Raw genomic sequence first — 14833 nt, forward strand, 5'->3', positions numbered from 1 at the left:
CTTTCAGGAATCTGAACTCCTTACCATTAAGCATATGCCTTCACGGAAAGAGATAGTACAAACATCCGCCACTGTTTCATTACTTGTAAAACGTGTTACCCCCATTTCTAATCGTTCATTCACCGTTTCATATTTGAATCCTGTCAACGTCAACCCTGTCACGACGGGGCCAAACGAGAAAAAGGAAGTGTATGGATAGCGCGCGTCTTTCTTTACACGTCTCACGCCAGGAAGCATGACACGGATATCATTCGTAGTATTGTGTATCTTGAATTTCACTTTACGATTTTCCGCTTGCATGCGATACAATAAATGCAAAGCAGACTGTAAGTGATCCAAGCGACCACCCGTCACGCCGGTCAAAATAATATAATCAGGTTCATATGCAAGCGCTCGCTGTACAGCCAGTTCTGTGTCTGTCTCATCTTTGTCTTCATGCGCACGATGGACAATTTCTACGTTCGAGTTGATTTGTTTTAACTGTTCTTCCGTCACAGAATCGAAGTCGCCAACTGCTTCATTGGGCTGAATGCCTTTTTCCAATAAATACAAAGCACCGCGATCTACACCGATGTACACAGTATCTTCTTGAACGTATTCAGCTAAGTCAACCACTTCCTCTATAGGGCCTGCTGCACACACGATAGCATATTTCATTTCGCCATCACACTCTCACCTGCTGATTTAATAGCTTGGAGTGCTTTTGCCCGGTCTTCTTTCCCATAGATTGCTGAACCTGCAACAAAAATAGTCGCACCCGCTTCCACACAAGGTTTGATTGTTTCTTCGTTGATACCCCCATCAATCTCGATTTCAATAGAAAGATTTCGTTCTTTAATAATATCAGAGAGTTGCTTGACTTTTGGTAAGACGGAATGAATAAACGACTGGCCACCAAAACCTGGATTGACTGTCATGAACAATACCATATCAATATCTTCAAGGACATGCATGATTTGCTCAACCGGTGTATGAGGATTCAATACTACACCTGGTTTCGCACCTGTCGATTTTATCAATTGGAGTGTTCTATGCAAGTGAGGACATGCTTCTACGTGTACAGTAATATAATCTGCACCCGCCGCCGCAAAGCCCTCGATATAAGCATCCGGATTTTCAATCATCAAATGGACATCTAGCGGTAACTCCGTCAATGGTCGCAACGCTTCGACGACAATAGGACCCATCGTGATATTCGGTACGAAATGTCCGTCCATTACATCAATGTGAATTAGTTCGGCTCCTGCTTTTTCTACTTCGTTCACTTCTTCACCAAGTCTAGCAAAGTCTGCGGCTAAAATAGATGGTGCAATTTTTATCATAATCAATACCTCGGCTTTCTATCCGTAATTTCTTGCAAGAACAGTAAGTAATTTTCATAACGACCTTCCAAAATGGTTCCGTCTTCTACTTGTGCTTTAACTGCACAACCCGGTTCTTTGACATGAAGACATCCTCTAAATTTACAACCTTCACCCGCTTCTGAGATCTCCACAAAATAATCCCGCAGCTCTTCTTTTTCGATATGTTCGAAATCGAGAGAACTAAACCCAGGTGTATCGGCTACCAAGCCATCCGCCACTTCCAATAACTCTACATGGCGCGTAGTGTGTTTCCCCCGTCCAAGTGCGTCGGAGATTACACCGGTTTTTAGTTGCAATTCAGGTAATAACGTATTTAATAACGTGGATTTGCCCACCCCGGACTGACCTGCTAGTACAGTAGTTTTACCACTAAAATACGGGCGAAGTGTTTCGAGTAATGAATGCTTGTTCTCCACATTACGCAGAACGGTATAACCGATATGTTGATAATACGCGAGATTTTTTTCATTTTCTTCTAGTGTATTAGGGTTGGCGATATCTTCTTTAGAAATATACAAGATTGGTTCTAATTGATGTGATTCAATGACTGTCAAGAAACGATCGAGTAAACGAAGACTCATATTGGGTTCCACGACCGAAAAGACCAGTAACACTTGATCTACATTGGCAATGGGCGGTCTGACTAACTCGCTTTTCCTCTCATGGACATCTGTAATCGTCGCATCATTGGCTCCGTCAGGTACATACGTAACGAAGTCTCCTACCAAGGGATTAATTTTCTTTAATCGAAAAACGCCCCGGCTTTTACATTGAATTAAATTCCCATTATGTTCTACGTAATAAAAGCCACTGATTGCTTTACGAATTTGGCCTTCAGCCATCGAACTCCTCCTCTATTCTAAATCTGTATAGTTGAATTTATCTTCTTCAATCACCGTTTGATCACGCATGATTTTATATCCTCCGCGCTCGCCTTCAAGAAGTTCGATCGTAATCTTACGTGTCGTATCTTCTGTAATCTCAAATTCCTCGACAGGATCATTCATCGTGTGTGTGCGATCCTGTATATAAATCTGGACTTTCTGAGGAATCGGCTCCAATTGAGGTTTCGGTTCTGTTTCTGAATCTATTTCATCTCCATCATCTTCATCCGTTGATTCTTCAGGATAGTCATACGGGATCATCACGGTCTTCACCAACAATTTAATCGGCTTGGATGCAGGCCCTTTCGAAACTACGACATCCACCCGTTCCCCTTTCTCCATTTTTTCCCCTTTGGAAGGTTTCTGAGAAACGACATATCCTTTATCCACTTTATCTGAATGTTCCTCACCCACGATGTGAATTTTCAGGCCGGATTTCTTCGCATACTCTTCTAGTTGTTTTGCGGACATACCCGATAAATCATCAAGAGATTGCAACTCTTTGCCTTTACTTACAGTGAAGATTAACTCTGTTTCCTCAGGGATAACAGACTGATCCGCTTCAGGTTGCTGGCTAAGAATCGTTCCTTTTGGCTCATCCGAATAGACTTCAACTGATTCAATAGGTAAAAATCCGTAGCCATCTAAAAAGCGTTTAGTGGCTTCAAAGTTACGGCCCGTATAATCACTAAGTACCATAGGATCTTTCCCGGCGCTAATAAATAATTTCACACCGTCTCCTTCTTTACGTTTCTTTCCCGCTTGAGGTACTGTTTTAATGACTTGTCCTGCTGTGTACTCGTCGGACGTCTCTTCAATACGCTCATCTATAACAAAGCCCTCTTTTTCGAGTATCTCTGCCGCAACAAGCTCTTCTTCGCCTACTACCTCAGGTACGATAATCTCTTTTGGTTTCATCATCATAACCAAAAAGAATGCCAGTAACGCAAGTAGCAGAATACTACTAACTATTACATACGGCCATTTCTTCTTTTTCTTTTTCACAGGTGCTACTGATTCGGGTTTTACAGGATCTATTTTCATTGTGCCTTCCACAACAGCGGATTTCGCAACGTCTTTAATAACAGGAATAGCCATTGTCTTATCATCATCAAACGGCAAGGCAAATTTGCTTTCATTCAATCGTTCTGGAGATAAAACAGTTAGTAAATCATCATACATGTCATCTGCAGTCGTGTAGCGATAAAATGAATCTTTAGCTGTTGCCTTTAAAATGACGTTTTCTACACTTTGAGGTATTTCAGGATACTGTTCACGGACGGATGGTGTTTCTTCTTGCAAGTGCTTTAATGCAATCGCTACCGCTGTCTCCGCTGAAAACGGCAATTCCCCTGTCAGTAATTCATAAAATACAATACCGAGTGAATAGATATCTGATCGTTTCGTAGCCATACCGCCTCTGGCTTGTTCAGGAGACAGATAATGGACAGTTCCAATAACAGAGTTTGTCTTCGTATGGGCCGTTGAATTTAAAGCCATAGCAATTCCGAAGTCTGTTATTTTTACGTCATCTTCACCGTTCATCAAAATATTTTGAGGTTTAATATCTCGATGAATAATACCGTTATGATGAGCGTGTGATATGGCAGATACAAGCTGCTTCATAATAGATACAGCATGATCCGCCGATAATGCGCCATGGGTATGGATATAGTCTTTTAGTGTTTTGCCGGCTATGTATTCCATCACTAAGTAATGGAGTTCGTCTTCTTGACCGACATCGAAAATATTTACAATATTGGGATGTGTCAGGCTCGTAGCAGAAAGTGCTTCGCGCTGAAACCGTTTTTTCAATTCATCTTCATTGGAAAAATCATAATGCAATACCTTGATTGCTACATCGCGGTCGAGAATGATATCATGCGCCATGTAAACTCTGGACATACCTCCGTCACCAATCACCCGAATAATTTCGTATCGCTTACCGATTCGTTTTCCAATCATACCGGGGTCACCTCAATTTCAGGTATAGCCAGCAATATTACTGTAATATTGTCTTCCCCACCACGCTGGTTCGCCAAGGCAATGAACTCATCTGCTTTGTCTGCTAAAGAACTTTGCTTCGACATAATATCGAGCATAGTTTCCTTTTCGACTTTATTGCTTAAACCATCTGTACAAAGTAATACATACGACTGTGACAATAATGAAAATGAGTAGCGATCAGGTACAATAGATTTCTCTGAACCGACCGCTTTCATAATCCAATTCCGCTGCGGATGGACTTCGGCTTCTTGTTCCGTAATTTCTCCGCTATCAATCAACACATTAACAAAAGAATGGTCCTTTGTTATTTGGCGAATCGCTTTGCCTGTCACTTGATAAATTCGGCTGTCGCCCACATGAAAAACTACACAGTGATCATCCAATAGTAGTGCAAGGTCTAGCGTAGTACCCATGCCTTTATACGTGGCATCTGCTTGGGCAGTTGTATACAATAACTGGTTAATATCGACCACCGCATCATACAACAAGTCAATCCAATCCTGCTCCGTTACGACTTCTTCGTCGGCGGACATGAATCGCTCGCCTATCATACGCACCGCTGTGGAACTGGCATAATCTCCGCCTTTATGACCGCCCATTCCGTCAGCAATGACTGCAAGTACCGTCTGCATTTCAGGATGAACGAATACGGCGGCTTCATCTTCATTGACAGTTCGCTTTCGTCCTGTGTCTGACCGTATTTCATATTCCATAGGCTACCCTCCATTCCAATTGGTCAGGTTAGTGAATTCTTTGTAACGTCGCTACAAAGAAACCGTCAGTTTGATGGTCGTGTGGTAATATTTGTAAATATTGAGGTTCATTGTCATCTTCCTGAATATGGTGCGGGACGAGTGCAAAGTCTGGTTGCTCTCTCAAGAACCATTCCACTATCTCTTCATTTTCTGACTTATCAATCGTGCATGTACTGTATACTAAAAGTCCGTCTTTTTTGACCAACTGACAGGCAACTTCAAGTAGTTCTTTTTGAATGACTGTCAGATTTTCAATATCTTGTAAAGTTTTTTTATATTTAATTTCAGGCTTTCTGCGAATAACCCCTAGCCCGCTACACGGCGCATCTACTAACACCCTGTCGAAAGATTGAGGTTCATATGTTTTCAATAACTCTCGGCTATCCCCACTATTTGTATGAATGGAAGTCAACCCGAGACGCTCTGCATTTTGTTCAATTAATCGTAATTTATGGGGGTGCAGATCATGTGCTTGAATTTCCCCATCGTTTTTCATACGTTCTGCAATATGTGTGGTCTTGCCGCCGGGAGCCGCACACATATCCAATACACGCATACCTGGCTCCACTTGTAATGCGATAGCCGGAAGCATAGAACTCTCGTCTTGAATGGTCAGCAAACCTTGTTTAAACACTTCTGTGGAAGCGAGATTACCTGACTCTACTTGGATACTGCTGTCAGAAAGAGTGCCAGCTATTGCAGTAATCCCTTCTTTTTTCAGCAAGCCGATGACTTCACCTATATTGGTTTTCGTTCTATTGATTCGAGCAGTCGTGATGGGTGGCTGATTATTGACAACTGCCGCAGCGGTTGCTTCCTCCATGCCGTATTGCTCAATCCATCTTCGGATCAACCATTCAGGGTGACTTGTCTCTATAGATAAACGAGTAACAGGGTCTTCTATTTCATCTAAAGAAGGTACGCCTTCACGCAAAATCGAGCGCAATATACCATTGACCATGGATGAAACACCTTTGTGTCCACGCTTATTCGCAATTTTCACTGCTTCATTGACAACGGCGTGCTCAGGAATTTTAGATAAGTAAATGATTTGATAAACGGATAGACGAAGTAGCTGTCGTACCCATGGTTGTAGTTTCCCTCTAACAAATGGTGCTAAATAATAATCCAGTGTCATTTGTTGTTGTAATGTACCGTAGGTTAGTTCCGTCAATAACGCACGGTCTTTTGGTTGAAGATCATAAATTTCAATCGTTTTATGAAGCAATAAATTACTATACGCTTGCTCTTCTTCAATTTGCATCAACATGGATAATGCCGCGTCACGTACATTACCGCGCCAAATTTTCTTTTTATAATTTGTCATTCAAACGTGTCTCCCACTTGCCATTTGGATCCGATTCCATTTAAGAATACGGTAGCTGTCATTCGTTTTTTTCCTGCTGGTTGTAAATCGGTAATTGCTAAGGCTCCTTCACCTGTCTGCACAATAATACGGTCCTTTTCCAAACCGATAATTTCTCCAGGTTGTGCATCTGAAACTTGTTCTTCCAACTGGGTCCACCAAATTTTCACTTGATCACCAGCAAACTTTGTATAGGCGACAGGCCAAGGGTGCAACCCCCGTACTTGGTTATAGATGCATCTAGCTGAGTTTGTCCAATCAATTCGTTCCTGTTCTCTCGAGATGTTTCTAGCAAACGTTACTTGCGTCTCATCCTGTACTATACGCTCATTCGTGCCTTCAATGATCGATGGTAATGTTTCTTTTAATAATGTTGTTCCTGCTACAGATAGTTTTGCAAACATCGTTCCCGTATCATCTGTTTCATCAATTGGAGTGGTAACTTGTGAAATGATATCACCTGCATCCAGTTTCTCCGCCATGTACATGATCGTGACACCCGTTTCCTTTTGTCCATCGATAACAGCCTGATGAATCGGTGCGCCTCCACGATAGTTAGGTAATAAAGAAGCATGGACATTTATACAACCGAGTTTAGGCGCCTCGAGAAGATCATTCGGAAGCAATTGACCGAATGCAGCGGTTACTATTAAATCAGGTTGTAGTTCGAGGATTTCCTGCAACTCTGCGGAGCCTTTTAGCTTCTCAGGCTGAATGATAGGAAGTCCTAAACGCACTGCTTCTTCCTTTACAGGAGGTGGAGTCAACACGCGCTTACGACCAACCGGACGATCCGGTTGTGTCACGACGGCAAGAATCTCATATCCTTCATTATATAACATCTTCAAAACACCTACAGAAAATTCAGGCGTCCCCATAAAAATGATTTTTGTCATTCGTCATCCTCCTCTTCGTCTTCGAATTCAGATGGATCAACGACACGTTGAATCTTCTTATCAAATAGAACGCCGTTCAAATGATCGATCTCATGTAAGATTGCACGCGCTTCATAGCCTTCTGCTTCTAATTCATATAACTTACCACTACGTTCTTGTGCTTCAATCCTTACGTGGAAAGGACGCTCTACTTCTCCGAACAATCCAGGGAAACTTAAGCAACCTTCTACTTCTACTTCAGATCCTCCAGTTGCCGTGACGACAGGATTGATCATTTCAATAATATCTTGTCCTTCATCGAAGTCTACTATCGCTACACGAATCGATTTACCAACTTGTGGAGCAGCTATACCCACGCCGTCATGTTCAATCATCGTTTCATGCATATTATCTAGTAAGATACCCAATTCATCATCAAATACAGTCACTTCCTCACATGGGGTCGTGAGAATAGATGATGGGTGCTTAATGATAGTTAATATAGTCAAAATAAATTCCTCATTTCTTCGTAGAAAGGTCAAAAGATCGATGTTGGTTCACGGTTAATCGACATGATCAAGCCATCTTTTGCCCAACTTGTTTTGTAGTGTTTCAAAAGTTGTTGCAGAACCGGTATAAGTGCGGGTTCACGTTTGTATTTTATCAAACTTTGGTATCGATATCTATTGTTGAGACGACTGATAGCAGCTGCTGTCGGTCCAATGATGACTGTACCTTGTGATAGTCGCTCCGCCATAAATTCAGTGCCTTTGTGTGCATAGTCAGCTGCCTTTAATACATCTTCATGACTAAACTGTACAACCGTCACGTAATAGTACGGTGGATAACCAAGTTGCCTTCTTCTATCCATTTCCATTTCGTAAAAAGGAACATAATCTTGTGTTTTGGATAATTCAATCGCGTAGTGCTCAGGATCATATGTCTGAATGACTACTTCACCAGGTAATTGATCACGACCAGCTCTCCCACTCACTTGCGTCAATAATTGGAATGTTTTCTCGGCAGCGCGGAAATCGGCCAAATGGAGAGATGTGTCAGCTGCCAATACGCCCACTAAAGTTATACGCGGAAAATCCAGTCCTTTGGCTATCATTTGTGTTCCAAGTAAAATATCTGCTTTTCCTTCACCAAAATCATATAGCAAACGTTCATGGGCACCTTTTGTATTCGTCGTATCGATATCCATCCGTATTACGCGGGCTTCAGGTACCAATTTATATAATTCTTCTTGCGCTTTTTGTGTTCCAGTTCCAAAGAACCGAATATGCTCGCTTGTACATTCCGGACATTCGGAAGGCACTCGTTCTTCATGGCCACAATAATGGCATTTTAGACTTTCACTGGCACGGTGGTACGTCAATGAAATATCACAGTTTGGACATTCGACAACTGTTCCGCAATCACGGCAGAGAACGAAGCTCGAAAACCCACGTTTATTAAGCAGCAAGACAATTTGTTCTTTCCTTGCTAATCGTTCGCGAATCCCTTCAGCAAGCGCTACAGAAAACATCGAACGGTTTCCTACTTTTAGTTCTTCTCGCATATCTACCACTTCAACACTTGGCAAAGACTGGTTTTTGGCTCGTTTGGATAATGTTAATAATGAATACACCCCTTTGGAAGCCCTAGCATAAGACTCCAATGACGGTGTCGCACTTCCTAATATAACAGGACATTGATAGTATTCAGCACGCCAAATCGCTACATCACGTGCATGATACCTGGGTGACTCTTCCTGTTTATAGGTAGTCTCGTGTTCTTCATCGAGAATCAATAATCCTAAATTCGTGAAGGGAGCAAATACAGCTGAACGTGCACCAATTGCAACTTTCACTTCACCACGATGGATTCGGCGCCATTCATCATACTTTTCCCCCGCAGATAAACCGCTATGCAAAACCGCAACTAATTCCCCAAACCGCCCTTTAAATCTAGCCGTCATTTGAGGTGTCAATGCGATCTCAGGCACTAGCACAATCGCTTCTTTCCCTTGCTTCAACACGTGATCGATGGCCTGTAAATAAACTTCTGTCTTACCACTTCCTGTAATACCGTGAAGTAAAAAGGTTTCTTGAATGCTGTTGTCACTCGACTGTTCAATAGCGGAAAGGGCTACTTGCTGTTCGTCTGTTAGTTGTTCCGGCTTGCCACTATCTTGCATTTTGGGTGTTTCTAATTCTCGGTACACTTCCACTTGCGATTGTTCTACTATCTCTTTATCTACAAGTGATTTCAACACGGTAGCGGTAACGCCGGATTCATCGAGGATTTTACTTGCTTCTATTGATTCTGTCGGATGCTGCAACAGCCAACGAAGTAGTTCTTGTTGTTTTTTTGCGTTTGGATGTACTTCTTCTAACGCCATTTCAAGTTGTTTCGCATCCGGCACATGAATCATTCGCACTTTTTTCATTTTGGTTTTCTGTTTGATTGCCGTATCAATTTCGACAATTCCTAGTTCATTATATTTCTTTACTTCATTTAATAAATTCGCATCTTGAAGTGCTTTTAAGGTGACTTGTTTGCGATTTCCTAAAAACGCGCGAAATGACTCATTAAGCTCATCTGGTTTGATCACCGTCATAATCTTTTCATATTTAGCACGCATAGCTGCAGGTAACATGACTTGCAGTGCATCGATTTCATAGGCGATCGTTTCCGTTGCCAGCCACTTCGACAAAGCTAATAATTCCGCAGACAGCACTGGCTCTAAATCTATAATCTCCGCGAGCGGTTTAATTTTATTTTGGTCTAGTTCGCTTTCTTCCTTGATACCCGTCACATAGCCTGCTACTTTTCGTGGACCAAAAGGTACTTTTACACGTAAACCTGGCTCCATCACATGTTCCCAATCGATAGGTACTACATAATCAAATGGCCGATCAATCGGATAGGCCGCTACATCTACAATGACTTCAGCAATCATGTAGTTTACTACTTTCATGCTGAAGGATGGTTTCAAATAACCGTTCGGCCAGTTGAGTTTTTGGCATGGCGGCAAAAGGAATGGTTTCTCCTTCTCTAGAAATCAATGTCACAACATTTGTTTCACTACCAAAACCGCCACCAGGATCCGTGACATCGTTGACGATAATATAATCTAGATTTTTAGATTCTAATTTTTTCTGTCCGTAGGCAATCGCATCCGTCGTTTCAGCTGCAAAGCCAATTAGCAATTGATTTTCTTTGCGTTTTCCAAGTGTTTTTAGGATGTCAGTTGTCCGCTCTAATTCCAGTACATCATCGCCATCTTTTTTCTTCATTTTTTGATCATGTATGTTTTTCGGTCGATAATCTGCAACAGCTGCCGATTTTACTACAATGGACGCATCATCATACTGACTGATTACAGCATCGAACATTTCAGCAGCGCTTTCTACATGGATCACATGGACACCTGATGGAACCGATAGCTCGACCGGTCCTGAAATGAGTACAGTATGTGCACCCAGCTTCTGTGCTGCCTCCGCCATTGCGTAGCCCATTTTGCCACTTGAAAAATTAGATACATAGCGGACAGGATCTATACGTTCACGAGTCGGACCAGCTGTAATGACCACTTTTTTACCACGTAAAGGTTGGTAAGATCCTTTATTAAAATGCTTGCTAATTAACTCCGTAATTTTTTCGGGCTCTTCTAAACGACCCTTACCCACATAACCGCAAGCTAAAAAGCCTTCTGACGGTTCGATAAACTGATAGCCATCCCTATGTAATTGATCAATATTACGCATGACAGCGGGATGGGCATACATATGTACATTCATTGCGGGCGCAATCCAAACGTCTGCTTGTGTTGCAAGTAAAATAGTCGTCACCATATCATCTGCAATTCCGTGTGCAAGTTTGCCAATTACGTTAGCTGTAGCAGGCGCAACGACTACTAAATCTGCCCAGTCTGCTAAATCAATATGCGCAATGACACGGGAATCTTTTTCATCAAATGTATCAAAATACACATCATTTCGTGACATGACTTGAAAGGATAATGGCTGAACAAATTCTTTCGCAGAATCAGTCATCACGACTTTTACATTCGCGCCTGCCTGACTTAATTTGCTGACGAGTGCAACAGCTTTATAAACCGCAATACCACCTGTTACGCAGAGTAAAATGTTTTTATTATCTATCTTCATGGAACTCTCGTCCTTTCTAAAAATAATAAACTCCCTGAGAACGGTTGAATTCCAAGGGAGTTGTTTTTTATTTCAAATCAAACTTCGTCTTCATAAATAATTGATTCATCTGCTGCTACGTTGATTAAGACGCCCGCTGCCACTTCTTCAAGAGCCCTGCCAACACTTTTTACTGATCGGTATGAATGAAGTGATTCGTTTTGTTTTTCTTGTAGTTCACGTGCGCGCTTAGCTGCCAGTGTAACCAGAGTGTATTTAGAATCAACTTTTCCTTTTAGTGAATCAACTGATGGATATAACATAGTTTATTCTCCCTCCAACATTTGTAAGTATCTCATTTCCACACGTTCTCTTCTGCAATGCTCTGCCGTAACAATTGCATTGATTCGATCACATGCTTTGGAGACCTCGTCGTTCTCTACTACATAATCATACAGATGCATCATTTCGAGTTCTTCTCTTGCTTTTAATACACGGTCTGCAATGATGTCAGATGCTTCCGTACCTCTCCCAATCAAACGAGTTTCTAGATCACTTAAACTTGGAGGTGCTAAGAAAATAAATAGGCCGTTTGGTACTTTTTCACGCACTTGGGCTGCACCGACTACTTCAATTTCAAGGAATACGTCACGACCAGCGTCGAGCGTTGCGTTAACGTAATCGAGTGGAGTTCCGTAGTAGTTCCCTACATATTCCGCATATTCGAGAAGCTTTCCTTCTCCGATCATTTCTTCAAATACTTCTTTTGATCGGAAGAAATAGTCAACGCCGTCAACTTCACCTTCGCGCGGGTTTCTAGTAGTCATGGATATGGAGTATTCGTAGTTGGTGTCCGGACTTGTAAATAATTCTTTTCGTACGGTTCCTTTTCCGACGCCGGATGGACCAGAAAGGACGATTAGGAGTCCTCGATGTTTGTACATGTAATCCCTCTTTGTTATGTATTCATTAGCACGTCATACTTGTTACGCACCGTTGATTTACGCATCAGGCGGACGCTTTCCAGGGGGCATGGTCTTGAGCCAAGCGAACAGCGAAGAGTTCGCTTTGCCGTATTTCTGCTTATTTTGCAGAAATTAAGGCACCTGTCCAGGGTCTCAAAACGCATGCTGTTCCCTTAGGAGTCGCCACCTTACGCTTCAATCAACTAGTCACGCTTCCTAACATTTAACTTTAACAAGAAAGTCCAGAAGATCCTAGAATTTTTATAGTTAAACTGAAAAGGTCCATGTGTGCAATCTGTTCATATTATACCATAATCATACGATGAGTGCTAAAATGGAACAAAACGATATGAAAGAGGAATCCGTATGGCATTTGATGGTTTATTTACAAAAGCAATAGTAAGCGAGTTGCAGCAACTGAAGACGGGGCGGATTTCGAAGATTCATCAGCCGAATTCACAGGAAATCATTTTTCAAGTCCGAGCTAATAATAAAAATCATAAATTATTAGTATCGCTACACCCTTCATTTTCACGATTACAGTTGACTGATGAAGTGTTAACGAATCCTTCTGAGCCACCGTTGTTTTGTATGGTATTACGCAAGCAACTTGAAGGTGGAATGATTACATCAATTGAACAGCATGAGAATGACCGGATTGTGAATATTCACGTCCAGGCTCGAAACGAATTGGGGGACCAAATCGAACGGAAGATAGTCATTGAAATCATGGGGCGACACAGTAACTTAATTTTACTCGACGCTTCACGAGATATGATTATTGACAGTATGAAACATTTACCGCCTTCCGTTAATAGTTACCGGACTGTTTTACCTGGACAGCCTTATATTCCAGCACCACCACAAGACAAAGTAGATCCGTTTGAAGTAACCGAAACGGAATTCAATACAATAGTAGATTCTTTACAAGAACCAAAGGATATAGTACAGCATTTCGCAGGCTTTTCCCCACTAACAGCTGCGGAATTGCTATATCGTTTACAGGATGATAACCAATCATTTACTGTGTGGCGATCATTTCTTGAGAGTTTCAGCTTACGTACAATGAAACCCACTACCGTGGAAAACGATAGAAAAACTTTGTTTTCCGCAACTGCATTAACCCATGCACAAGGAATCACTCAATCGTTCTCCACTTTAGGCGAGTTGCTGGACAAAGTCTATTTTGCTAGGGCAGAACGGGAACGCGTAAAATCCCAAGCCATCGATCTAGAGCGTTGGTTATCAAATGAGATTGCTAAATTGGAAAACAAAACAAAGAAACTTCAAAAAGAACAAGAGACAGCGCAAGACTTGGATACATTGAAATTATACGGTGAATTATTGACTGCGAACAGCTACATGCTGCATAAAGGCGATAAAGAAGTGACTGTAGAGAATTATTATGAACAAGGCACAACCGTCACAATTCCACTCGATCCAAGAAAATCACCAATTGATAACGCACAACGCTACTTCTCGCGTTACTCAAAAGCAAAAACAGCACTGATTCGAATTGCAGAACAGCTTGAAAAAACTAAAGACGACATCGAATACTTCGAAATGGTCAGACAGCAAGTATATCAAGCTTCACCAATCGATATTGAAGAAATTCGTCAAGAATTAGTAGAACTTGGGTTCATGCGTGCTCGTGGAAGTAAAAAGAAAGTAAAACTACAGAAACCGAAACCGGAAGCATTCGTTTCTTCCACTGGCATTCCGATCTCAGTAGGGAAAAATAACAAACAAAACGACTACCTGACATTCAAACTTGCCGCTCGGGATCACATATGGCTTCACACAAAAGACATACCAGGCTCACACGTCGTCATTCACGACACCGATCCAGACGCCCAAACAATTGAAGAAGCAGCCGTACTCTCTGCATACTTCAGCAAAGCACGGGAATCATCTTCCGTCCCAGTCGATTACACGCAAATTCGTCATGTGAAAAAGCCTTCAGGAGCAAAACCAGGCTTCGTCATTTACTTTGAACAGAAAACTGTGTTCGTTACACCTGACGAAGATTTAGTACGTAAACTACGGAAATAATGCACTGTATGGCTATATGTTTTGAACATTTTAAGACAGAAGTGAATTCCTTTTATTATAGGTCTCTGTTCTGTCTTTTTTCTTTAAAAATGCATCATCGTTCCACATTAAAAAATGACACCAGTTGATCGTAAGTGGAAGGCGGCGAGTGCAAAGATGTGCTCCTAACACTACGCTTTTACTCGCAAAAGCCGTTCTACGTGACGGCTCTTCCCGCGGGAATAGCAATTATTTCTGCGATTAAAAGCGAAGCGTTATGAGCATGAGTTTGAGACCCTGGACAGGTGCCTTAATTTCTGCAAAGTACACAGAAATACGGCAAAGCGAACCCTTCGCTGTTCGCTTGGCCCAAGCCATGCCCGCAGGAAAGCGTCCGCCTGGAACGTCCATCAACGTTGCCCAACCACTCACCACTCTTTCTTCTAGAAA

Annotated in this window: 14 protein-coding genes; 1 reads left to right on the forward strand and 13 read right to left on the reverse strand. The window is 42.0% G+C overall.

The window, feature by feature from the left end; all coding sequences use genetic code 11:
• Nucleotides 1–3: 3 nt before the first annotated feature.
• From CSV75_RS06575 to gmk, 12 genes are all read right to left on the reverse strand, one after another.
• Nucleotides 4–657 (reverse strand): thiamine diphosphokinase, encoded by a 654-nt coding sequence (locus tag CSV75_RS06575; protein WP_099675157.1) that lies wholly within the window; start codon nucleotides 655–657, stop codon nucleotides 4–6.
• Nucleotides 654–1322: a ribulose-phosphate 3-epimerase gene (gene rpe, locus CSV75_RS06580; RefSeq protein ID WP_099675158.1), complete on the reverse strand. Its 669-nt coding sequence runs from the start codon at nucleotides 1320–1322 to the stop codon at nucleotides 654–656. Before rpe ends, CSV75_RS06575 begins: the two co-directional genes overlap by 4 nt.
• Nucleotides 1323–1324: 2 nt before the next feature.
• On the reverse strand, nucleotides 1325–2206 hold the full coding sequence (rsgA, locus tag CSV75_RS06585; protein ID WP_099675159.1) for a ribosome small subunit-dependent GTPase A: 882 nt from the start codon (nucleotides 2204–2206) through the stop codon (nucleotides 1325–1327).
• Nucleotides 2207–2218: 12 nt separating this feature from the next.
• Nucleotides 2219–4213 carry a Stk1 family PASTA domain-containing Ser/Thr kinase gene (gene pknB / locus CSV75_RS06590; protein ID WP_099675160.1) on the reverse strand — a complete coding sequence of 665 codons (1995 nt, stop codon included), beginning with the start codon at nucleotides 4211–4213 and terminating at the stop codon, nucleotides 2219–2221.
• Nucleotides 4210–4968, reverse strand: coding sequence for a Stp1/IreP family PP2C-type Ser/Thr phosphatase (locus CSV75_RS06595; RefSeq protein ID WP_099675161.1), 759 nt, complete (start codon nucleotides 4966–4968; stop codon nucleotides 4210–4212). The genes pknB and CSV75_RS06595 overlap by 4 nt, the downstream gene beginning before the upstream one ends.
• Nucleotides 4969–4996: 28 nt before the next feature.
• The gene (gene rsmB / locus CSV75_RS06600) at nucleotides 4997–6337 is read right to left on the reverse strand and encodes a 16S rRNA (cytosine(967)-C(5))-methyltransferase RsmB (RefSeq protein ID WP_099675162.1); all 1341 of its coding nucleotides are present in this window, start codon (nucleotides 6335–6337) and stop codon (nucleotides 4997–4999) included.
• The gene (gene fmt / locus CSV75_RS06605) at nucleotides 6334–7272 is read right to left on the reverse strand and encodes a methionyl-tRNA formyltransferase (protein WP_099675163.1); all 939 of its coding nucleotides are present in this window, start codon (nucleotides 7270–7272) and stop codon (nucleotides 6334–6336) included. Before fmt ends, rsmB begins: the two co-directional genes overlap by 4 nt.
• Nucleotides 7269–7760: a peptide deformylase gene (def, locus tag CSV75_RS06610; RefSeq protein ID WP_099630877.1), complete on the reverse strand. Its 492-nt coding sequence runs from the start codon at nucleotides 7758–7760 to the stop codon at nucleotides 7269–7271. The genes fmt and def overlap by 4 nt, the downstream gene beginning before the upstream one ends.
• 29 nt (nucleotides 7761–7789) lie before the next feature.
• Nucleotides 7790–10198, reverse strand: a complete 2409-nt coding sequence (gene priA / locus CSV75_RS06615) for a primosomal protein N' (protein WP_099675164.1) — start codon at nucleotides 10196–10198, stop codon at nucleotides 7790–7792.
• Nucleotides 10188–11408, reverse strand: coding sequence for a bifunctional phosphopantothenoylcysteine decarboxylase/phosphopantothenate--cysteine ligase CoaBC (coaBC, locus tag CSV75_RS06620; RefSeq protein ID WP_099675165.1), 1221 nt, complete (start codon nucleotides 11406–11408; stop codon nucleotides 10188–10190). Before coaBC ends, priA begins: the two co-directional genes overlap by 11 nt.
• 77 nt (nucleotides 11409–11485) lie before the next feature.
• Complete coding sequence (gene rpoZ / locus CSV75_RS06625; protein ID WP_099671937.1) at nucleotides 11486–11710, reverse strand: DNA-directed RNA polymerase subunit omega; 225 nt, start codon at nucleotides 11708–11710, stop codon at nucleotides 11486–11488.
• A 3-nt stretch (nucleotides 11711–11713) separates the two neighbouring features.
• Complete coding sequence (gmk, locus tag CSV75_RS06630) at nucleotides 11714–12331, reverse strand: guanylate kinase (protein WP_099630873.1); 618 nt, start codon at nucleotides 12329–12331, stop codon at nucleotides 11714–11716.
• Between the two features lie 387 nt (nucleotides 12332–12718).
• On the opposite strand from gmk, the gene CSV75_RS06635 reads away from it, so the two are divergent.
• A complete protein-coding gene (locus CSV75_RS06635; protein ID WP_099675166.1) occupies nucleotides 12719–14404 on the forward strand; it encodes an Rqc2 family fibronectin-binding protein in 1686 nt (561 codons plus the stop codon).
• Nucleotides 14405–14644: 240 nt separating this feature from the next.
• Here the strand turns inward: CSV75_RS06635 and CSV75_RS16250 are convergent, their stop codons facing one another.
• Entirely contained in the window at nucleotides 14645–14815 is a 171-nt protein-coding gene (locus CSV75_RS16250) for a hypothetical protein (RefSeq protein ID WP_158231614.1), read from the reverse strand.
• Between the last annotated feature and the right edge of the window lie 18 nt (nucleotides 14816–14833).

Origin of the sequence: Sporosarcina sp. P18a (genome assembly GCF_002743135.1) — a bacterium.
GTDB lineage: Bacteria > Bacillota > Bacilli > Bacillales_A > Planococcaceae > Sporosarcina.